The sequence below is a fragment of the Streptomyces sp. NPDC017890 genome (assembly GCF_044328675.1).
GTDB lineage: Bacteria > Actinomycetota > Actinomycetes > Streptomycetales > Streptomycetaceae > Streptomyces.
Window position 1 is genome coordinate 84,147 of sequence record NZ_JBIRHU010000007.1, and the last position, 20,059, is coordinate 104,205.

At 71.9% G+C, this 20,059-nt stretch carries 21 protein-coding genes; 10 read left to right on the forward strand and 11 right to left on the reverse strand.

Annotated elements, in window-relative coordinates:
• Positions 1-198: 198 nt before the first annotated feature.
• Both ACH4F2_RS11165 and ACH4F2_RS11170 read right to left on the reverse strand, forming a co-directional pair.
• On the reverse strand, positions 199-1,002 hold the full coding sequence (locus tag ACH4F2_RS11165; protein WP_398132428.1) for a pectate lyase: 804 nt from the start codon (positions 1,000-1,002) through the stop codon (positions 199-201).
• 201 nt (positions 1,003-1,203) lie between these two features.
• Positions 1,204-2,283 (reverse strand): NADH:flavin oxidoreductase/NADH oxidase, encoded by a 1,080-nt coding sequence (locus ACH4F2_RS11170; protein ID WP_398132429.1) that lies wholly within the window; start codon positions 2,281-2,283, stop codon positions 1,204-1,206.
• Positions 2,284-2,433: 150 nt separating this feature from the next.
• Between ACH4F2_RS11170 and ACH4F2_RS11175 the strand changes: the two genes are divergently transcribed.
• On the forward strand, positions 2,434-2,796 hold the full coding sequence (locus tag ACH4F2_RS11175; protein WP_398132430.1) for a helix-turn-helix domain-containing protein: 363 nt from the start codon (positions 2,434-2,436) through the stop codon (positions 2,794-2,796).
• A gap of 22 nt (positions 2,797-2,818) precedes the next feature.
• On the opposite strand, the gene ACH4F2_RS11180 is transcribed toward ACH4F2_RS11175, so the two are convergent.
• Entirely contained in the window at positions 2,819-4,165 is a 1,347-nt protein-coding gene (locus ACH4F2_RS11180) for an FAD-dependent oxidoreductase (RefSeq protein WP_398132431.1), read from the reverse strand.
• Positions 4,166-4,465: 300 nt separating this feature from the next.
• Here ACH4F2_RS11180 and ACH4F2_RS11185 point away from each other — a divergent pair, with 300 nt between their 5' ends.
• Positions 4,466-4,921 (forward strand): DUF6214 family protein, encoded by a 456-nt coding sequence (locus tag ACH4F2_RS11185; protein ID WP_398132599.1) that lies wholly within the window; start codon positions 4,466-4,468, stop codon positions 4,919-4,921.
• An 18-nt stretch (positions 4,922-4,939) separates the two neighbouring features.
• Here the strand turns inward: ACH4F2_RS11185 and ACH4F2_RS11190 are convergent, their stop codons facing one another.
• Positions 4,940-5,596: a DUF305 domain-containing protein gene (locus ACH4F2_RS11190; protein ID WP_398132432.1), complete on the reverse strand. Its 657-nt coding sequence runs from the start codon at positions 5,594-5,596 to the stop codon at positions 4,940-4,942.
• Positions 5,597-5,805: 209 nt separating this feature from the next.
• Here ACH4F2_RS11190 and ACH4F2_RS11195 point away from each other — a divergent pair, with 209 nt between their 5' ends.
• Positions 5,806-7,308, forward strand: coding sequence for an LVIVD repeat-containing protein (locus tag ACH4F2_RS11195; protein ID WP_398132433.1), 1,503 nt, complete (start codon positions 5,806-5,808; stop codon positions 7,306-7,308).
• On the opposite strand, the gene ACH4F2_RS11200 is transcribed toward ACH4F2_RS11195, so the two are convergent.
• The 4 genes from ACH4F2_RS11200 to ACH4F2_RS11215 all read right to left on the reverse strand — a co-directional run bounded on the left by ACH4F2_RS11200 (position 7,296) and on the right by ACH4F2_RS11215 (position 10,717).
• Entirely contained in the window at positions 7,296-7,976 is a 681-nt protein-coding gene (locus tag ACH4F2_RS11200) for a TetR/AcrR family transcriptional regulator (protein WP_398132434.1), read from the reverse strand. The two genes, ACH4F2_RS11195 and ACH4F2_RS11200, sit on opposite strands and share 13 nt — an antisense overlap.
• A gap of 281 nt (positions 7,977-8,257) precedes the next feature.
• Positions 8,258-8,929, reverse strand: coding sequence for a phosphatase PAP2 family protein (locus tag ACH4F2_RS11205; protein ID WP_398132435.1), 672 nt, complete (start codon positions 8,927-8,929; stop codon positions 8,258-8,260).
• Positions 8,930-9,005: 76 nt separating this feature from the next.
• On the reverse strand, positions 9,006-9,941 hold the full coding sequence (locus ACH4F2_RS11210) for a M56 family metallopeptidase (RefSeq protein WP_398132436.1): 936 nt from the start codon (positions 9,939-9,941) through the stop codon (positions 9,006-9,008).
• 203 nt (positions 9,942-10,144) lie between these two features.
• Complete coding sequence (locus tag ACH4F2_RS11215) at positions 10,145-10,717, reverse strand: DUF5134 domain-containing protein (protein ID WP_398132437.1); 573 nt, start codon at positions 10,715-10,717, stop codon at positions 10,145-10,147.
• A gap of 190 nt (positions 10,718-10,907) precedes the next feature.
• Between ACH4F2_RS11215 and ACH4F2_RS11220 the strand changes: the two genes are divergently transcribed.
• Both ACH4F2_RS11220 and ACH4F2_RS11225 read left to right on the forward strand, forming a co-directional pair.
• Complete coding sequence (locus tag ACH4F2_RS11220) at positions 10,908-12,596, forward strand: FUSC family protein (RefSeq protein ID WP_398132438.1); 1,689 nt, start codon at positions 10,908-10,910, stop codon at positions 12,594-12,596.
• Positions 12,593-13,150 (forward strand): MarR family winged helix-turn-helix transcriptional regulator, encoded by a 558-nt coding sequence (locus ACH4F2_RS11225; protein WP_398132439.1) that lies wholly within the window; start codon positions 12,593-12,595, stop codon positions 13,148-13,150. The genes ACH4F2_RS11220 and ACH4F2_RS11225 overlap by 4 nt, the downstream gene beginning before the upstream one ends.
• Before the next feature lie 129 nt (positions 13,151-13,279).
• Here the strand turns inward: ACH4F2_RS11225 and ACH4F2_RS11230 are convergent, their stop codons facing one another.
• The gene (locus tag ACH4F2_RS11230) at positions 13,280-14,044 is read right to left on the reverse strand and encodes a VOC family protein (protein ID WP_398132440.1); all 765 of its coding nucleotides are present in this window, start codon (positions 14,042-14,044) and stop codon (positions 13,280-13,282) included.
• A 102-nt stretch (positions 14,045-14,146) separates the two neighbouring features.
• Positions 14,147-14,539 (reverse strand): VOC family protein, encoded by a 393-nt coding sequence (locus tag ACH4F2_RS11235; RefSeq protein ID WP_398132441.1) that lies wholly within the window; start codon positions 14,537-14,539, stop codon positions 14,147-14,149.
• Between the two features lie 118 nt (positions 14,540-14,657).
• On the opposite strand from ACH4F2_RS11235, the gene ACH4F2_RS11240 reads away from it, so the two are divergent.
• The gene (locus ACH4F2_RS11240) at positions 14,658-15,197 is read left to right on the forward strand and encodes a GNAT family N-acetyltransferase (RefSeq protein ID WP_398132442.1); all 540 of its coding nucleotides are present in this window, start codon (positions 14,658-14,660) and stop codon (positions 15,195-15,197) included.
• 19 nt (positions 15,198-15,216) lie between these two features.
• Here ACH4F2_RS11240 and ACH4F2_RS11245 read toward each other — a convergent pair whose 3' ends face one another.
• The gene (locus ACH4F2_RS11245; RefSeq protein ID WP_398132443.1) at positions 15,217-15,900 is read right to left on the reverse strand and encodes a glycerophosphodiester phosphodiesterase; all 684 of its coding nucleotides are present in this window, start codon (positions 15,898-15,900) and stop codon (positions 15,217-15,219) included.
• 227 nt (positions 15,901-16,127) lie between these two features.
• Here ACH4F2_RS11245 and ACH4F2_RS11250 point away from each other — a divergent pair, with 227 nt between their 5' ends.
• The 4 genes from ACH4F2_RS11250 to ACH4F2_RS11265 all read left to right on the forward strand — a co-directional run bounded on the left by ACH4F2_RS11250 (position 16,128) and on the right by ACH4F2_RS11265 (position 20,059).
• Positions 16,128-17,525 carry a DUF6421 family protein gene (locus ACH4F2_RS11250; protein ID WP_398132444.1) on the forward strand — a complete coding sequence of 466 codons (1,398 nt, stop codon included), beginning with the start codon at positions 16,128-16,130 and terminating at the stop codon, positions 17,523-17,525.
• A gap of 56 nt (positions 17,526-17,581) precedes the next feature.
• Complete coding sequence (locus ACH4F2_RS11255) at positions 17,582-18,328, forward strand: SDR family NAD(P)-dependent oxidoreductase (protein ID WP_398132445.1); 747 nt, start codon at positions 17,582-17,584, stop codon at positions 18,326-18,328.
• Positions 18,325-19,395 carry a threonine aldolase family protein gene (locus ACH4F2_RS11260; RefSeq protein WP_398132446.1) on the forward strand — a complete coding sequence of 357 codons (1,071 nt, stop codon included), beginning with the start codon at positions 18,325-18,327 and terminating at the stop codon, positions 19,393-19,395. Before ACH4F2_RS11255 ends, ACH4F2_RS11260 begins: the two co-directional genes overlap by 4 nt.
• 85 nt (positions 19,396-19,480) lie before the next feature.
• On the forward strand, positions 19,481-20,059 hold the full coding sequence (locus tag ACH4F2_RS11265; RefSeq protein ID WP_398132447.1) for a transglutaminase domain-containing protein: 579 nt from the start codon (positions 19,481-19,483) through the stop codon (positions 20,057-20,059).

Genomic DNA, 20,059 nt, shown 5'->3' on the forward strand with positions numbered 1-20,059 from the left:
GGGTGACGTCGCAGGTCAGGGCGGTGGCGTCGCAGGGCCCGGTCCTGCCCCACAACCGCGCCGCGCCGTGCCGGGCCGGCCGGCCCGGCACGGCCCTGCGGGCCGACCGCGTGCAGTACCGGCGGGAGCAGCCGGACAGGTCCGGGCGCGGGGCACCCGGACCTGCCGCGGAGGGATCATCCGTCCATCACGCGCGCATCACCTGTAGGTGATGTCGGACGACGCGTACTTGCAGTGCGTGCCGTCGGGGCCCGAGCCGTTCGAGTCCGGCTCGTCGCCGTCGTCGTTGCCGATGTACTTCTGGCACGGGACGATCTTCTTGCTGCTGTCCCCGACGATCGTGATGTTGCGCAGGGTGACGCTGTCGCCGTAGTTGGTGTTGATGCCGGCGATCCGGCTGCCCTTCCAGCTCACCTCGAGGGTGTTGAGGTTGATCGTCCGCTTGTACTGCGTCGAGCAGTTGCCGCAGGAGCGGATGAACGTGCCGAAGTTCTTGACGGCGAAGTTGGACACGTTCAGCGTCCCGGCGCCGTTGAACTGGAACACCTTGTCACTGGCCTCCTTGGCGCCGCCGCCGGAGACGGTGTAGACGTTCGACGACGAGGAGCCCCGGAAGGTCGCCGCGTCCTCGCCGACGTCCTCCCACCAGACGTTCTGCAGGGTGCAGCTGCCCTTGCAGTGGATGCCGTCAGCCGCCGGGGCGCCGATGATGACGTTCTTGAGGACGGCGCCGGGGGCCAGTTCCAGGATCGGGCCCTGGTCCTCGTCCTGGCCGCCGGAGCCCAGGTCGCCGGTGCCGTAGAGGCGCTTCATCCCGTAGTCCTTGGTTCCGGAGACCGAGATGGTGGAGGAGACCCCTTCGCTGCCGTTGGGGGCCGGCCAGGTGGCGGCGTGCGCCGACGAGGCTCCGGAAGTCATGAGCATGCCAACCGAGAGGCCGAGCGCGGCCAGCGCGCCGGTCGCGGCGCGTCGCCGCACGCGGGGGCGTGTCGCAGCGGTCATGTTCTGATCCCTTCCATTAGGGAGTGGGGGTGGAACGGAACATGTACGTGAACGATGTGCATCAAAATGACCGGCGTTGCGAACGCGGCGGGCGCTGGTGGGGATTTGGCGACCCGCAGCGTTCGCGGCGGTCATGCTGATGAACGGACCGTAAAGGGCAAGCGCTTTCTAGTCAACGCTTCGGGCAGGATGAAGACCGGCTCACATACCCCAGCCGTACTGGTCCGGCATCCGGGCGTCCGCCCCCAGCTCCCGTGCCGCATGCTGGGCCCAGGACGGGTTGCGCAGCAGCTCCCGGCCCAGCAGCACCGCGTCGGCCTCGCCGTTGGCCAGGATCTTCTCGGCCTGCTCCACGTCGGTGATCAGGCCGACGGCGGCGACCGGCATGGTGCTTGCGGCCTTCACCCGCGCGGCGAACGGGACCTGGTAGCCGGGCCCGGTCGGGATCCGGACGCGCGGGACGTTGCCGCCGGTGGAGACGTCGAGGAGGTCGATGCCGTGCGCCCGGAGGTCGCCGGCGAAGCGGACGGTGTCGTCGGGCGTCCAGCCGCCCTCCTCCAGCCAGTCGGTCGCCGATACGCGGAAGAACAGCGGCTTGTCGGCGGGCCACACCTCCCGCACCGCGTCGACGACTTCGAGGGCGAACCGGGTGCGGTTCTCGTACGAGCCGCCGTAGGCGTCGGTGCGGTGGTTGGAGTGCGGCGAGAGGAACTCGTGGATCAGGTAGCCGTGGGCGCCGTGGATCTCGACGATCTCGAACCCGGCCGCGAGGGCCCGGCGCGCGGCGTCCGCGAACTGGCGGACGACCTCCTGGATCTGCGTGGCCGTCAGTTCGGCGGGTACCGGGTGCCGCTCGTCGAACCCGAGCGGGCTCGGGGCCACCGGCTGCCAGCCGTGTGCGTCCGGGCCCACCGGCGCCCCGCCCTTCCAGGGCTGCGCGGTCGACGCCTTGCGGCCCGCGTGGGCCAGCTGGATCGCCGGAACCGTGCCCTGGGACCGCAGGAAGTCCGTGATCCGGCGGAACGCCTCGACCTGGGTGTCGTTCCACAGGCCGAGGTCCTGCGGGGAGATGCGGCCCTCCGGCGACACACCGGTGGCCTCGACGACGATCAGGCCGGTGCCGCCCACCGCGCGTGCGCCGTAGTGCGCGAAGTGCCAGTCGCCGGGGACCCCCGCCGGCGGGCCCTCCGGTGCGGCGGAGTACTGGCACATCGGCGGCATCCAGACCCGGTTCGGGATCGTGGTGTCACGCAGCTGGAGGGGCTGGAAGAGGGCACTCATGACGGGCTGCTCCCTTGGTCGCGGCAGGACGGAACAGCTCGTACGATAACTCTCGTAGTACGTCAGGTGTCAAACTACGGCGTCCTTCGTACAATGGAAGCCCATCGGAGCCCCCTGAACGGCGGGGCTCCCGGACCGACTGGAGCCGCCGTGACCTCCGCAGCCACCGCCGCCGGCACCCGTGACCTGCCGCACCCGGCGCGCGAGGAGATCCGGCTGGAGGGAGTGCTGCACGCACTCTCGGACCCGGTACGACTGCGGATCGTGCGGGACCTCGCCGCCGACAGCGACGAGCTCTTCTCCTGCTCGTACTTCGACCTGCCGGTCACCAAGTCCACCACCACCCACCACTTCCGGGTGCTGCGCGAGAGCGGGGTGATCCGGCAGACCTACCGGGGCACGGCCAAGATGAACGGCCTGCGCAGGGGTGACCTGGACGCCCTCTTCCCGGGCCTGCTCGACGCCCTCCTGGCCGCCGCGGCCCGGCAGGCCGCCCGCCTCGGCGCCGGCTGACAGCGGGCGAGGGCGGACGCGCTCAGGCCGTCGCCCTCCGGGCCGCGGCCAGCAGCGACTCCCAGTCGGGCAGCTTCACCACGCGCCGCCCCAGTGAGGCGCCGAGTTCCGCCTCGGCCCGCTCGATGGCCCGCCACCCGGTCCACTCGACCGGCTCGACGCCCTCGGCGCGCAGGATCCCAAGGGGGTCCGCGAGGAGGCCTCGGTCCGCGAGCGCGGGGGCGTCCGCCAGCAGGGACGTCACCGTCTCCTTCGCGCAGGGACGGTTGGTGCCGATGACACCGGTGGGACCCCGCTTGATCCAGCCGGCCACGTACTCACCGGGGGCGACGGCGCCCGCACGCAGGACGCGCCCCGCCCGATGCGGCACCGTGCCGCTCGCCGCGTCGAAGGGCAGCCCCTCCAGAGGCACCCCCCGGTAGCCCACCGACCGCAACACCAGTCGGGCCTCGATCTCCTCGTACCGTCCGGTGCCCGTCACGCCGCCGCGCCCGTCGGGCGCCGTCCGCTCGAAGCGCACGGCGCCCACGTGCCCGTCGCCGTCCGCCGTCAGCTCCACCGGGCGCAGGAAGAAGCGTGGCCGGATCCGCCGGGCGGCGTCCGGCCAGGCCTGCCCGGCCCAGCCGCGCAGCACCTCCACATTGCGGCGCAGCGGTCCGGGGAGTCCCGCCGGGTCCCGGTACGCCGGGTCCAGTGCCAGCTCCGCCGGGTCCACCAGGACGGCCGTGTCCGGCAGGGCGCCCAGCTCGCGCAGCTCCTTCGTGGTGAAGCGGGCCTGCGAGGGACCCCGCCGGCCCACCATGTGCACGTCGGCCACCTGCCCGGCGGTCAGCGTGTCGAGCGCCGCCTGCGGCATGTCGGTGCCGCTCAGCTCGGCCACGCCGCGGACCAGCATCCGCGCCACGTCCACGGCGACGTTGCCCACTCCGATCACGACCGCCGACCGCGCCCCGCGCAGGAAGCCGTCGTCCACGGCGTCCGGATGGGCGCTGTACCAGGACACGAACTCGGTGGCCGACCAGCTGCCCGGCAGATCCTCGCCGGGGATGCCCAGCCGCCGGTCCGCGGCGGCGCCCACGCAGTACACCACCGCGTGGTACAGCTCCCGCAGCCGGGCGGACGGCACACCACCGGGGCCGACCGGGACGCCGCCGAGGAACCGCACCCGCTCGTGTTCGAGGACCGTACGCAGGGTGCTCTGGAGCGACTTGATCTTCTCGTGGTCCGGCGCCACGCCGTACCGCACCAGACCGTACGGGCACGGCAGACGGTCCAGGACGTCCACGTACACGTCGCGGCCGAGCTGGACGAGGCTCTGGGCGGTGTAGCACCCGCTGGGTCCCGAGCCGACGACGGCGACATGCAGCACGGCGGAACTCCTTGTCCGGGAGTCGGATGGCCCGGGAGTCGGATGGCCCGGGGGTGGCCGGTCCGGGAGTCGGCCGGTCCGGGAGCCGGGCGGTCCGAACGCAGGAGGGGATCGTTGGTCTCCCAGCATCCCACCGCTTTCGCTCCGCTGACAGGGTGCTGCGTCCGGTGAACGGCACGTGTTCTGTGCGTGTTCCGTTCTTATGGAATGTGATCATGCGGTTACGTATGGTGTGTGCTCGAAGCATCCTTCGTTGATCGTTCTCTTCAGCTTTCCGACCGCTGTCCGGACGACGGTGAGATGTCCGTGCGGCACACCTGGGTGGTGCGTGAGGGCACCACCACCACCTCGTGGTTCGACGTGCGGCTGACGTTCACCGACGGCGCCCGGGTGGACGCGCTCGCCGTGCTGTCGGGCCGGGACGTGCGGGTGGAGGACGTACGCGCCGAACCGCCGTTGTCCCTCGACGACCTGGCCATGCTCGCCGAGTGGCTGGAGAACCCGCTCTTCGAGGCCTGCGTGCCGGCCTCCGCCCGTGCCGTACCGGCCGCGTCGCGGCGTGCGCGCCCCGCGTGGCCGGGCGGCAGGGAAGGGCGCCGGCTCCTCGCGCAGGAGTACCGGGCGGCCCGGGAAGAGGGCGGCGACCCGGTCCTCGCGGTGATGCGCGTGACCGGGCACAGCCGGCGGAAGTCGCTCAGACTGATCGGCCAGGCACGCGACGAGGGCTTTCTGGCCCCGCGCCGCGCACGGCGCTGAAACGCTTCCGTGGGGCCGTCACAGCATCCCGCGCATCCGTGCGATCTCGCTCGTCTGCTGGGCGACCACGTCGTCGGCCATCTCCTCGACCTGCACGTTGTTGCCCTGCGACTTCACATCGGTGGCCATGGTGATCGCGCCCTCGTGGTGAGTGATCATCAGCGTGAGGAAGAGCTGATCGAAGGCCTTGCCCTCTGCCGTGCGCAACGTCGCAAGCTGGGCCTCGGTCGCCATCCCCGGCATCGCGGCGTGGTCGTGCCCGCCGCCCGTCTCCTTCTCGCCGTGGCTCTTCAGCCAGCCCTTCATCGCCGTGATCTCCGGCCCCTGCGCGGCGGAGATGCGTTCGGCAAGCGCTTTGACCCGGCCCGACTCGGCGCGTTCCGGAACGAGGTCGGTCATCTCCAGCGCCTGGGTGTGATGCTGGACCATCATCCGCGCGTAGGAGACGTCCGCCGAGTTGGGGGAGTCGTCGTCGGCGCGCTGCTCCTCGGCGTCCTCGGCCGACAGGGTCCGGTTGCCCTCGCCCGGTTTGCCCGGAGCGATCACCGAAGGTCCGGCCGCGGCCGCCGACCCGGTGTCCGAACCTGAGTCGCAGGCCCCGAGCCCGAGCACGGCCAGTGCGGTCAGCGAGGCCGTGAGGAGCGACGCGCGGGACGACGCGGGACGAAAGGGCACAACAACCTCCTGTGCGGCTGGGGATACCCCCTCTGGGGGAGGGACGCGAGACACCTCGTGAGTGTCATGACCGTCCTAGCACGCTTCCGCGCGTCACTGATCAGAAAACTTCGTTGCGTGTTTGTTTCCCACTGTTGATATGTGCATGGCTAAGACGATACTGCGGGGGCGTGAACCGTTCCGACGGGAACGGACGTAGGGAGGAAACAGTGACCCTGTTGAACGACCCGCGAACACGGCGCAGACGCCTGGGAGTCGCGGCCGCCGCCGCCGGACTCCTTTCCGCTCTGCTCACCGCCGGGCCGGCCGTCGCGACCCCTGACCCGGGGGACAGTCCGGCCACGCCGAAGGAGGTGTCCAAGAGTGCGCGCGCCGAGGTGCGCGACGCGATCGAGAGCGGAGAGATACCCGGACAGGACGAGACGGTCCACTCCGCGAACATCGAACACCTGGCCAACATCCCCAAGGACGCGCTGTCCGGCACCAATTCGGACCTGGCCTTCCAGGGCCGGTACGCCTTCGCCGGCAACTACGACGGCTTCCGCATCTTCGACATCAAGAATCCGAAGAAGCCGAAGACCGTCGCCCAGGTGCTGTGTCCCGGCTCGCAGAACGACATATCCGTCTCCGGCGACCTGCTGTTCCTGTCGACCGACTCCTCGCGCAGCGACAGCAGTTGCAACAGCACCACGCAGCCGGCGACCGAGAAGTCCTCCTGGGAGGGCATGAAGGTCTTCGACATCAGCGACAAGCGGAACCCGAAGTACGTCGCCGCCGTCGAGACCGCCTGCGGCTCGCACACCCACACGCTGGTGCCCGAGCGCAGGGACGTCTACATCTACGTCTCCTCGTACTCGCCGAACGCCGCCTACCCCGACTGCCGGCCGCCGCACGACGGCATCTCCGTCATCAAGGTGCCGCGCAAGGCGCCCGAGCGGGCGGCCGTCGTGGGCTTCCCGCTGCTGTTCCCCGGTGAGGGCCCCGACGGCGGCGGCAACCCGGGCGGGCCCACCAACCCGGGTGTCTCCAAGACCACCGGCTGCCACGACATCACCGTCCTGCCCTCGAAGGACCTGGCGGCGGGCGCCTGCATGGGGGACGGCATCCTGTTCTCCATCAAGGACCCCGAGCGACCGAAGGTCATCGACCGTGTCCAGGACAACGTCAACTTCGCGTTCTGGCACTCGGCGACCTTCAACCAGAAAGCGGACAAGGTCGTCTTCACCGACGAGCTGGGCGGCGGCGGCGCCGCCACCTGCAACGCGGAGATCGGCCCCAACCGCGGCGCCGACGGCATCTACGACATCGTCGGCAGGGGCGACCACCGCGAGCTGGTCTTCCGCAGCTACTTCAAGATCCCCCGCCACCAGGCGGACACCGAGAACTGCGTGGCCCACAACGGCTCGCTGATCCCGGTCAAGGGCCGCGACATCATGGTCCAGGCCTGGTACCAGGGCGGCGTCTCCGTCTGGGAGTTCACCGACTCCGCGCGTCCGAAGGAGATCGCCTACTTCGAGCGCGGCCCGCTGACCACGGACGGCACCAAGACCGGCGGTTCCTGGTCGGCGTACTACTACAACGGCTACATCTACTCGAACGACATGGCCAAGGGCTTCGACGTCCTCAAGCTCAGCGACCGGCGCACCGACCCGGCCGAGCGGGTCCACCTGCGTGAGCTCAACACGCAGACACAGCCGGACTACTTCGACTGAGCCGGCCGACCGGGCACACCGGTCGCGAAGAACCGCGACAGATCCGTGTCGCACGTCCCGTCGGGCGCTTCCGCGTCCGGCGGGACGCCCAGCTCCCAATCCAGCCGGTAACGCCCGAACAGCTCGGCGCGCAGCACCGGCACGGGCATCGGCACCCCCGGTACCAGGGCGGCGAAGACGGCTCCCATGAGCAGCGCGCGCAGCATCGGGTAGTCGCGGTCGACGTCCCGTGAGCCGTGACGGGCCACGGTGTCCCGCAGCAGCTCCGCCAGCCGCCGCTGCTCCGGGCACGGCACGAAACCCACTTCTGCCTGGAGCAGGCCCGCCATGTGCTGGCGCATGAGCACCGGCCGGTCACGGGCGAGGCCCAGGATCGCGTCGATGGCCCGCGCCATCCGCTCCGGCCCCTCGGCGGTGCGCGGCTCGCGCTCCAGCGCCTCCTCCAGCGTGCGGTGCATCAGCCGGTGCACGGCGGACTGCAGCAATTGCCGCTTCCCGGGGAAGTAGTACGAGACCAGACCGCGCGCCGAGCCCGCCCGGTCGGCGATGGCGCCCAGCGTGGTCGCGTCGTACCCGTACTCGCCGACGAGCTCCACCGCGGCCTGCAGGAGCCGCTCCTTCGAACGCCGCCGCAACTCTTCATTGACCGAGGCGCTGCGCGGGGACATGCTGTACTCCTGCGTTGACTGGCTGGCAGCCAACTATACTCGGCGCAGGCGGACGGGCCCCCTCGACGGGTTCGTTCCGGATACCGTCTGCCTCGGGCGACACGGGGGATCGTCCGAGGCGGACGGTGGCCCCACTGGTTGCCTCGGGCTACCCGCGGCGGGATCGCGCCGCCCGGCAGCGCCTCGCCGTCCGGAGCGCCCGGACCGTCGCGGCCGGCTCGGGGCCGGACAGCCTCACTCCGGGACCGGCGAGCGCCGCGTGCCACCGTCCATCCGCGTGGTCACGGGTGCCGGCGCCGGTGGACCAGTACCGCCAGGGCTACGACCAGGACGCCCAGGAGCCAGCCGCCGACGACGTCCGTGGCCCAGTGGACGCCGAGCCAGACCCGCGTCACGCCGACGCCGGCCACGGAGACCACCGCCACGGTCAGGGCGGTCAGGCGCAGGGGGCGGGCGGCGCCGTAGTGGTGGAGGAGCCAGACCAGGAGGCCGCACACGAACGTGGCGGTCATGGCGTGGCCGGAGGGGAAGGCCGCGTAGTGCGCCAAGTCCACCGGGTCGGGCCAGACCGGGCGGGCGCGGTTCACCGCCGCCTTCAGAGCCTGCTGCGCCAGACTGCCCAGCAGGCAGGTCATCCCCAGCCACACCGCCGTCCACCGGTCCCCGCGACGGAACCACAGCCACAGCACCACCACCGCGCACAGCAGTCGCATCGTCCACGTGTCCCACACCCAGTCGGTGAGGATCCGCATGGCGTGCGTGATGCCCGGTTCGTCGACCGCCCAGCGGTGCGTCGTGCCGGCGATGTCGTCGTCCAGGCCGATCAAGGGGCGCCACTCGAGGGCGACCAGGGTGAGGAGCAACGCGGAGCACACGGCCAGGATCCAGGTGGCGTGGAGGGCGGTGCGGGGCCGCGTCGGGCAGGGCAGGGAGTGGACGGGCGGCGTCTGCATGCTGCGATACTCCCGGAACCGGGGGGTCCGGGGCCAATTCCCGGGGCGTTTTCCGGGACGGGAGAGCGGCGCGGGACTACCCGAGCGCCCGCAGCCCCGGCACGAAAGCCACCAGTACCGGCACCACCGGAACCAGCGCTGCCGCCGCCGTCAACCGCAGCCGCCGCCCCGCCGTCAGCCGGTTCGGCGGGGTGAGCAGCCGGTGCACCCGCTGCGGGACGTGGGCCTGCGTGGTCGGGCAGGGGCCGAACACGCCCCGGTCCTCGTTGAGTTCGACCAGCGCCAGCGCGGTCGTCAGCCGGCCGAAGCGGCGGGAGGCCACGTCGTCTGCGGCGAGTTCGACCAGGCGGTGCATCTCGTCGCGGAACGCGGCGAACACCGGGACCTGCGGAAACCCGTCCGCCAGTGCGGCCGAGCAGTGCAGCAGCCAGTCGTGCCGCGCCTGCGCGTGGCCCTTCTCGTGGGCGAGGACCGCGTCCAGCTGCCGGCCCCGCAGGCGGCGCAACGCGGCGGTGGTGACGACCAGTTGCGGGGGAGTGCCGGGCAGCCACCAGGCGTCGGGCCGCTCACCCTCCAGGACGACGAGCGGTTCCGTGCCGGGCACCTCACCGGGCAGCGCCGGAGCGCGCAGCAGGAGTTCGGCCCGGCGCCGCCGACGCCTCGTCCGGGCCCGCACGACTTCCCGGGCCAGCATCGCGGCACTCCACAGTCCGCCGCAGGCCAGGGTGACGGCGGTGGTGTCCGCCCAGAGACCGGACGTGCCGAGCGCGTAGGCCTCGACCACCGGGCCGGGCGCCGTCGAGAAGACGGGCCCGCCCACCGCGTGCCAGGCCGCCGCCGCGCTGAACGTCATCGACAGCGCGCAGCACACGAGCACGGCCGCCACCACGCACTGCCACACCCACAGGGCGACCACCGGTTCCCGGTCCGGCCAGTCGGCCCGGGCGAGCAGCCTGGGGGCGAGCACGGCGGTCAGGGCGCCGAGCAGCAGCAGTGCCGCGGGGAGTGTCATGGGGGCAGCCTATGAGCGTCGTGCTCGCGGCAGTACGGCCCGGCGCGCGAAGTGACGCAGACAACGGTTGGGTACACGGTGTGCCGGGTAAGTGACCGCGGCCGCCGGGTGCCGATCGGCCGCCACCGCGTGGCCGCCCCGTGTCCCATGGCCGCCCTGCGGCCGTCCGGCGCCCATGGCCGCCATCGTGGTGACCGCTCGTGTCACATGGCCAGCAGCATGGCCAGCATCGCGATCCCCATGGAGAGCCGGCAGGCCCGCGCCAGCTCCGGGCGGTCGCCCCACCCGGCCGCAAGGCTGCCTCCGGCCCCCGGGCCGCCCCCGGCCACGGCGGCGACGGGTATCAGGCGTACGCCGGTCAGCAGCACGTATCCGGTGAAGTAGAGCAGCAGTACCCCGGTCAGCGCGGGGATTCCAGAGGTGCCGTGGGCGTGGGCGTGGGCGTGGGCGGGGGAGCCGGCCATCACCACCGCCATGTAGACCATGGCACCGGCCCCGACGAGATGGTGCAGATGGTGACGCCCGGACCGGGCGGCCCACAGGGCGTGCAGCCCGGTGGCGCCGAACACCACCGCGTAGCCGGCCCAGGTCCATCCGGGCGGGGTGAACACCGCCGTCGGCACGGCCATGGCGGCCATGCCGAAACCCATGAGGGCCTCGCCGCCCGCGGCGCGGCGCTGCTCCTCGACGCTGCTGCGCATCCGCAGCAGGCAGTAGGCGCCGGTCGCCGCGCAGAGCGCGACCAGCAGCCAGCCGGACGGCGCCGGTCCGTGCACACGTGCCTCCCCGCTAGACGCTCGACGGTCGGTCAAGGACTGCCCGGTCCGTGCGGCGCGCACGCGAGCGCAAGGGTGTACACGCGGGGCATTGGGGGAGCGCGGGAGGCACCGTGCCTGGTGGGCGGCCGGACCGGCGTCACACCGGAGAGAGTTATTTACTGGTAAAACACCTGTTAAGGTTAATCGTATGAGCAGTGCGACCCCCACCACCGGCACCTCACTCGGCCGACGTCTGTCCCTGACCGGCGTGCTGCGGCTGCGCCGGCCCTCCGAGATCTGGTTCAAGCCCGCCCTGAGTTCGGTCGCGGCCGTCGCCCCGCCCAACCTGATCCTGCTGGCGCTCGGCCGGCTCGACCTGGCGATGTACACCATGGCCGGGTCCCTGTGCGCGCTCTACGCCCACAGCCGCCCCTACGCCGCCCGGGCCCGCACCCTGGCGTGGGTGGTGGTCGGCATGCTCGGCGGCGTCGCCGTCGCCCTGGTCGCCGCCTCGCTGACGCAGAACGCCGTCGTCCTGGTCACCGTCGGTGCCCTCCTCGCCGCCGTACAGAAGGCGCTGTGCGACGCCACCCGCGTCGGTCCGCCGGGCAACGTGGTCCTGACCTTCATCAGCTCCGCCGCCCTGTTCGTCCCGCAGACCCTCGGCCAGATCCCCGGACACCTCGCACTGGCCGCCGCCGCGGGCGCCTGGGCCTGGCTCGTCGGCATGGCACCCGCACTGGTCCGCCCGCACGGCCCGGAACGCCGGGCCACCGCCCAGGCCCTGAACGCCGCCGCGGCGTACGCCGACACCAGCGGCGCCGGTGACGGCCACACCGCCGCCCGCGCCGCCGGGTACGCCGCCGTGCAGGCCGCCTGGCAGACGCTGCTGTCCCTCCCGGCGACGGGCACCCGCGCCACCACACGGCACGCCCTGGAACACCTCGTCGTCCGCGCCGAGGTAGCGCTCGCCGCGCCCGCCGACACGGACCCGGAGCGGCTGCGCGCCTGGGCCCGAGCCCTGCGCGGCACCGGCCGCGTCCCCCGCCCCGGCGCCACCCCGGGGGCCACCGAAGAACTCCTCGGCGTGGACGCCGAACTCGCCGCGCGCCCCGCGCCCCTGTGGCAGCGGCTCGGCCCGCTGGCCCCGATCGCCGCCCGCACCGCCCTCGGCTGCGCCCTGGCCGGCTACGCCTCCCTCGCCCTCGGCATCGGCCGCCCCTACTGGGCGCTGGTCACCGCCGCCGCCCTTTACCAGGCCAACATGGCGCTGACCTGGAGCCGTGCCGTCCAGCGCGTCGTCGGCAACATCGCGGGGGTGCTGCTGTTCGCCGTCATCGCCCCGCTCGCCCACCTCGGGCAGGCCCTCCTCGTCCTGCTCTGCCTCGCCCTCAACTTCGGCGCCGAGGCGCTCATCACCCGCAACTACTGGCTCGGCAGCGTCTGCGTGACCCCGATGGCGCTGCTCATCACCGAGTTCGCCGGCTATCAGGCACCCGGCGAGCTGATCACCGAGCGGGTGGTGGACACCCTCGTCGGCGCCCTGGTCGGCTTCCTGGCCGCTGTCGCCGTCACCAACCGGCGCGCCGGGAACCGCGTCGAACAAGCGGTGACCGCGGCCGACCGCGCCCGCGAACGTGCCGCCCGCCTCCTGGCGGAGTCAGCCCCCGCCCCCGGTGCCCTGGAGGCCGCCCGCCGGGGTCTGGCCGCCGCACTGACCGACCTGCGGGCCACCGTCGACGCGGCGGCCGGCGAATGGCGGGGGCGCGCCCTGCCCCAGGAGAGGGTCGTGCTCGCCGAGCAGTCCGGACACCGTACGCTCGCCGCAACGGTGCGACGCCAGGCAGCGCGTCCGGACCGGGACACGGGCACGAGAACGGAGGACGTACGGCCATGACCGCAACCGACGGGGGCTCGGCGACCGAGGGCGACGGGAGAGGCGGACCGGGCGGTGACACCGTCGCCGCGGTCGTGAGGCAGTGGCGGGCCGTCCACCCCGACCTGGACACCGGCCCGATGGAGATCATCGGCCGTATCAACCGCTGTGCGGCCCTCCTCCAGCAGGCCGAGGACGCCCCGCTGCGCCGGGCCGGCCTCAGCCGCTCCGAGTTCGACCTGCTCGGCGCGCTGCGCCGCACCGGCCACGAGCTGACCCCCGGCGACCTGGCCCGCGAGACCTTCTCCTCCGGCGCCGCCGTCACCAAGCGCCTCAAGCAGCTCACCGAGCGAGGCCTGGTGGAGCGGCGCGGCGACACCCGCGACCGCCGGGTCGCCCACGTCCGCCTCACGGACGCCGGACGCGACCTCGTCGACCGCATCCTGCCCGAACAGCTCGCCTACGAGTCCGCCGTCCTGTCCGGCGTCGACGGCCCCGAGCAGAGCGAGCTGGCGGCGCTCCTCGGGGCACTGCTGGGCCGGCTGGAGGGCCGCCTGGGCGCGCTGCGGATCTGACCGGCCGGCGCGGTCCAGTGGCTCAGAGCACGGCGCGTCACAGCCCGCCCCGGCGTCCAGGATCCGGGCGCCGGTCTCCTTCGCGGCGCCGTGTTCGAAGCCGCGGCCCGGCCGGGCGGTGCCCGAGGCTCAGCGCTCGTCGTCCGCCCGGTACACCCCGAACATCGCGCCCTGCGGATCCCGCAGCACCGCGATGCGTGGTCCGTCGGGAGGCGAGGTGGGTTCCATGAGCACGGTGCCGCCACCGTCGGTCGTGTCGACCGCGGCGGTGTTCACGTCCGCCACCGCGAAGTACGGCAGCCAGTGCGCCGGTACTTCGTGCGGGAACTTGTCGTCCATCGTCACCATGCCGCCGAAGTCCGCCCCGTCGATCCCCCACTGCGGGTAGCGGTCCGAGGCGGTGACGCTCCAGCCGAACACCGTGGTGTAGAAGTCGGCGGCCCGGTCGGGCTCCCGGGTCAGCAGCTCGACCCAGCCCAGCGAGCCGGGGGCGTTGAACAGTCCGGCCCCCGGGAACGAGCGTCCCTGCCACAGCTGGAACACCGCACCGGTCGGATCGGCGGCCACCACGAACCGGCCCGAGTCGAAGACGTCCGTGGGGCCCTGCGGGACCGCCCCGCCTGCCGCCGTCACCTGCCGGACGGCGGCGTCCGCGTCGCGCACGGCGAACGACACGTTCCACGCGACTGGCTGCGCCTGCTGGTACAGCGGGGCCAGGCCGGCGACCGCCGCGTCGCCGAGGCGGGCGATCGTGTAGCCGCCCGCCTGCTGCCGGGAGTCCGTCTCGGGACGCCAGCCGAACAGCTTGGTGTAGAACCGCTTGGCCGCTGCCAGATCACTGGTCCCCAGCTCGGCCCAGCAGGGCCCGCCGGTCACCGGTTCGTGAAGTCTCATCGTGTGGGGCGTCCTTCCGCAGAGCCGCAGACCGTCCGTCCCCCACGAGCACGCTAAGGCCGCCTCCGGAACGCGGCCATCCGGCACGTACCGTCCTGGGGCTCAGATCCCGGGCCGGTACCGCAGCGGATGGTCGGCGGGCACTTCCACCAGCACGATCCGGGTGCCGTCCGGGTCCGCGATCCACATCTCCACCAGTCCCCACGGCTCCTGGACCGGCGGCCGGACGATCGCGACGCCCTTCGCGCGCAGTTCGTCGTGGGCCGCCGCCGCGTCCTCCACCTGGAGCCACAGCCGCAGCGCGGGGGAGAGCGGCGCTTCGGAGCGGCCGGAGACCTCCAGGAATCCGCCGCCGAGGAAGTAGACGGTGCCCCGCTCGGGGCCGGTACCGAACTCCCGGTGGACGGCGAGGCCCAGCTGCTCGCCGTAGAAGGCGCGGGAGCGGTCGGGGTCGGTGGGGCGGAGCAGGATCCGGCTGCTGAGTACATGCACCATGCGCCCCGAGACTACTGGCAGCGTTACCCTCATCGGTGCCCGCGCCGCGCCCGGGAAAGAACCGCCGGCAGCGAACCGCCGGCAGCGAACCGTCGAGAACGAACCGGAGACGCCCCACATGGACACCGCCGCCAGCCCACTGACCTACCGCGACGCCACCGACGCCGACGTGGACGGGATCGTCGCGCTCATCGAGTCCGCGTACCGCGGGGAGTCCAGCCGGGCCGGGTGGACCACCGAGGCGGACATCCTCCACGGCCGGCGCACGGACCCGCAGGGCGTGCTGGAGGTCGTCAAGGCACCGGACAGCCGCCTGCTGACGGTCGAGCGGGACGGCGGGATCGTGGCCTGCTGCCAGCTGGAGCACCGCGGGGCGCACGCCTACTTCGGGATGTTCGCGGTCAGTCCGGCGCTCCAAGGCGGGGGCCTCGGCAAGACGATCATCGCGGAGGCGGAGCGGCGGGCCCGCGAGGCGTGGGGCGTGACGGAGATGCACATGACCGTGATCTCCGTACGCGAGGACCTCATCGCCTGGTACGAGCGCCGTGGCTACCGCCGTACGGGAGAGATGACCCCGTTCCCGTACGGCGACGAGCGCTTCGGCATTCCGCAGCGCGACGACCTTCAGTTCGAGCTGCTGGTCAAGCCGCTGACCTGACGTGGACCCGCCGTGGCGTTCACGCGGTGAAGCGGCCGGTGCGTTTGATCTCCGGGTAGTCGGTCGTCGCGCCGTCCAGGCCCAGGGCGCGCACCAGCCGCAGATGGTCCTGGGTGTTCACCGTCCAGGAGAAGACCCGCAGGCCCGCCTTGCGGGCCCGCTCCACGATCTCCAGGGTGATCCGGTTGATGTCCAGGCACAGGGTCTTGGCCCCGGCCTCGACGGCACGGTCCACGACCTCGGGGCCGTAGTACTGCGCGACGAGTGCGGTCCGCACCCCCGGCACCAGCCCGGCGATCTCGACGATGGCCTCGTCGTGGAAGGAGATCACCTCCACCCGGTCCACCAGGTCCCGCCGGCGCATCACCTCGGCGAGCGCCCGGGCGGCGGCCGCGTCCTTGATCTCGGCCTGCAACGGCACGGACACGGCGTCCAGCACCTCCTCGAAGACCGGGACCCGCTCGCCGCGGCCCGCGTCCAGCGCGCGCAGCTCGTCGAGGGTCTGCTCGGCGATCGCGCCCGTGCCGTCGGTGGTGCGGTCCACGGCCGCGTCGTGCATGACGACGAGCGCGCCGTCCTTGCTCAGGTGCAGGTCCAGTTCGACGACGTCGAGGCCGGCCTGCTCGGCGGCGACGAAGGAACGCAGGGTGTTCTCGGGTTCGACACCCATCACTCCGCGGTGACCGATGGTGAGGAAGTTCAAGGCTCGACTCGCTTCCGTCGACGGCGGCGATGGCAGGGCGCAGCCTAACGGCCCTGCGGGACCGTTTCCCCTCTGCCGCGCCTGGTATACGGAGTCCGGCATCCCGCAGGAAAAAATGCGGTGAGGGATGGGGTGAGGCAGGATAATTTACGGGGCCTCCCCTTGCTGGGAGAAACCCCATATGCATACGGTGTCCTGACGCAAGCTTCTCCCGTGGAGGATGGGACATGACGGAAATTCTTGTGCAGGTGGGTGCGGAGGAGAACATTCCTCCGGCGAGCAGGGTGGTGGAGCACCCGGCGTGGCCCGTGCTCAAGGATGCCGTGGAGCAGATCCGGCCATGGCAGTCCAAGGACGGGTCGATCGACTTCGACGCCGAGGGCGCCCCGGAGCGGGCCGTCGCCGAGGACGCCGTACGCCGCGTCGCCGGTGCCGTCGAGGAGCTGTCCCCGCTGCTGCCGCACGACCACGCCTACCACGAGGCACTGGTGACGGACCTCGGCCGCTGGGCCGACGACGGCTTCCAGGTGCCCGACTTCCTCGACTCGCTGCTGGCCTTCCAGCCCGCCGCGAACCGCGCGGACGGCCTCCAGCACCTGGTCGTCTTCCCGATGTACACGCAGAACGGCAACCCCGACCGCAACCTCGAAGCGGTCGTGCTGCGCATGGTCTGGCCCGACTGGCTGGCCGAGCTGGAGCGCACCCGCTACGACAACCCGCTGTTCTGCGGCATCACCTTCGAGGACTTCACGGCCGGCTACGACACCAACTCGGCCGTCCTCTTCCCGGAGACCATCGCCGTGCGCGAGGCGCCCGAGCGCTTCTCCTGGGGCGGCATCTTCTGCGACCGCGAGGCCGCCCGCTTCCGCCGTGTCACCGAGGCCGCCGTCGGCATCCTGGGCCTGGAACTGCCCGAGGACGTCGCCGCCATGGTCCACGACCAGAAGCGCTGCGAGGAGGCCTTCGTCCTGTGGGACATGGTCCACGACCGCACCCACAGCCACGGCGACCTGCCCTTCGACCCGTTCATGATCAAGCAGCGCCAGCCGTTCTGGATGTACGGCCTGGAGGAGCTGCGCTGCGACCTCACCGCCTTCAAGGAGGCCGTGAAGCTGGAGGCTGACGGCGTCCCGCAGGCCCGCGACGTGCAGTACGCGGTCCTCTTCGACCGCATGTTCCGCTTCCCGGTCACCGGCGAGCGCGTGCGCAACTACGACGGTCTGGGCGGACAGCTCCTCTTCGCCTACCTGCACAAGCACGACGTCGTCCGCTGGACCGACAACAAGCTCTTCATCGACTGGCAGCGCGCCCCGCAGGTCACCACCCGGCTCTGCGCCGAGATCGAGACGCTGTACCGCGACGGCATCGACCGCCCGAAGATCGTCCACTGGTTCGCCGGGTACGAGCTGGTCTCCACCTACCTCGCCCCGCACCCGGGCTCGAAGTGGGCCAAGGGCCCCGACGCCCTGGACCTGACCCTGCCGCCGCGCAAACTCGTCGATGACGTGCTTGCGGACGAGTTTCCGCTGAGCATGTTCTACGAGGCCCTGTCCAAGAAGCTCAAGAACGTCATCGCGTCGACCCGGGGCATCACCAGGGACGGCGCCGAGCGGGCCGCCGCGTGAGCGACGGCACCGGCGGGCAGGAACAGGCACGGCAACACGTTCGGGAGGCGAGGACCATGGGGAACGGGGCGCTCGACGGCGCGGTGATCGCGGTGGCCGGAGCGGGCGGGCCCGCAGGGCGGGCCGCGCTGCTGCGGCTCGCCGAGGCGGGTGCGACGGTCGTCGGCTCGGACAACGACCCGGAGCGGCTGGCCGAGGCGGTCGACGCGGCGCGCTACGCGCACGGCGGCGCCACGGTCACCGGCGAAAAGGTCGATCTGCTCGACCTCGACACCACCCGTGCCTGGGCCGACCGCATCGAGAAGGACTTCGGACGGGTCGACGGCCTGGTCCACCTCGTCGGCGGCTGGCGCGGCAGCCAGACCTTCACCAAGACCGACCTCGGTGACTGGGACCTGCTGGAGAAGCTGCTGATCCGCACCGTCCAGCACACCTCGCTCGCCTTCCACGAGGCGCTCCAGCGCAGCGACCGCGGCCGCTACGTCCTGGTCAGCGCGGCGGGTGCGTCCAAGCCCACCGCGGGCAACGCCGCCTACTCGGCCGCCAAGGCCGCCTCCGAGGCCTGGACGCTGGCCATGGCGGACTACTTCCGCAAGGCGGGGGGCGAGCAGGGACCGACGTCAGCGGCTGCGATCCTGGTGGTCAAGGCGTTGGTGCACGACGCGATGCGCGCCGAGCGCCCCAACGCGAAGTTCGCGGGCTTCACGGACGTGCGTGACCTGGCCGAGGCCGTCGCCGGAGTCTGGGAGAAGCCCGCCGCGGAAGTGAACGGAAACCGTCTGTGGCTGACCGAGAAGCCGTGAACCCCCCGAAGACCGACGCGCGTCGCCACCACGACCCCGAGGTCCGCGGTTTCGCCAGTGACAACTACGCCGGCGCGCACCCCGAGGTGCTCGCCGCCCTGGCCCTGGCCAACGGCGGGCACCAGGTCGCGTACGGCGAGGACGAGTACACCGAGAACCTCCAGCGGGTGATCCGCAGCCACTTCGGCTCAGGCGCCGAGGCGTTCCCGGTCTTCAACGGCACCGGCGCCAACGTCGTCGCGCTCCAGGCGGTCACCGACCGCTGGGGCGCGGTGATCTGCGCCGAGAGCGCGCACATCAACGTCGACGAAGGCGGCGCCCCCGAGCGCATGGGCGGCCTGAAGCTGCTCACCGTCCCCACCCCCGACGGCAAGCTCACGCCCGACCTGATCGACCGGCAGGCGTACGGCTGGGACGACGAGCACCGTGCGATGCCGCAGGTCGTGTCGATCACCCAGAGCACCGAGCTGGGCACGCTCTACACGCCCGACGAGATCCGCGCCATCTGCGAGCACGCCCACGCGCACGGCATGAAGGTGCACCTGGACGGCTCCCGGATAGCCAACGCCGCCGCCTCGCTGGACGTCCCGATGCGGACGTTCACCAACGCGGTCGGCGTCGACCTCCTCTCGCTCGGCGGCACCAAGAACGGCGCCCTGTTCGGCGAGGCGGTCGTGGTCCTGAACCAGGACGCCGTGCGCCATATGAAGCACCTGCGCAAGCTGTCGATGCAGCTCGCCTCGAAGATGCGTTTCGTCTCGGTGCAGTTGGAGGCACTGCTCGCCAGGGACCTGTGGCTGCGCAACGCCCGGCACGGCAACGAGATGGCCCAGCGCCTCGCCGAGGGCGTGCGTGCCGTGCACGGCGTGGAGATCCTCTACCCGGTGCAGGCCAACGCGGTCTTCGCCCGCCTGCCCCACGAGGTGAGCGAACGCCTGCAGAAGCGGTTCCGCTTCTATTTCTGGGACGAGGCCGCCGGTGACGTGCGCTGGATGTGCGCCTTCGACACGACCGAGGACGACGTCGACGCGTTCGTGGCCGCGCTCAAGGAGGAGACGGCGCGCTAGGGGGATGCTCCGAGTTATGCATAGGTATGCGGTCATCTGAAAAGTCATTGACTGACGGGTGATCGCGTTCCTATGCTCTGCAGGCATGGAGCTGATCCAGAAGACCCCTGACCTGTCCGCCTATTTGGCCGCCGACGAGGCCATCGACCACGACCACCCGCGGGTTCGGGAGGTGGCCGGGCGGCTCGCCAACGAGGCGGAGGACTCGTATGCCTATGCGCGGCTCGCCTTCGAGTTCGTGCGCGACACCATCCCGCACTCGCAGGACTCCGGTGACCCCCGTGTCACCTGGCGGGCATCCGACGTCCTGGAGCAGCGCACCGGCATCTGCTACGCGAAGGCGCACGCGCTCGCCGCGCTGCTGCGGGCCGAGGACATCCCGACCGCTCTGTGCTACCAGCGGTTCGACGTGGTGCACGGGCTGGTCGCCGTACGGTTCAACGGCGCCTGGCACCGTCAGGACCCGCGCGGCAACAAGCCCGGCGTGGAAGCCCGGTTCTCCCTGGACCGGGAACAACTGGCCTTCACGCCGGACACCGCGGCCGGCGAGGCGGACTACCCGGACCTGTACGCCGCACCGCCCCCGGTCGTGCTCGATGTCCTGAAGGCGGCCATCGACCGGACCCACCTGTGGGCGACGCTGCCGCCCGCGCTGCCGTCCTAG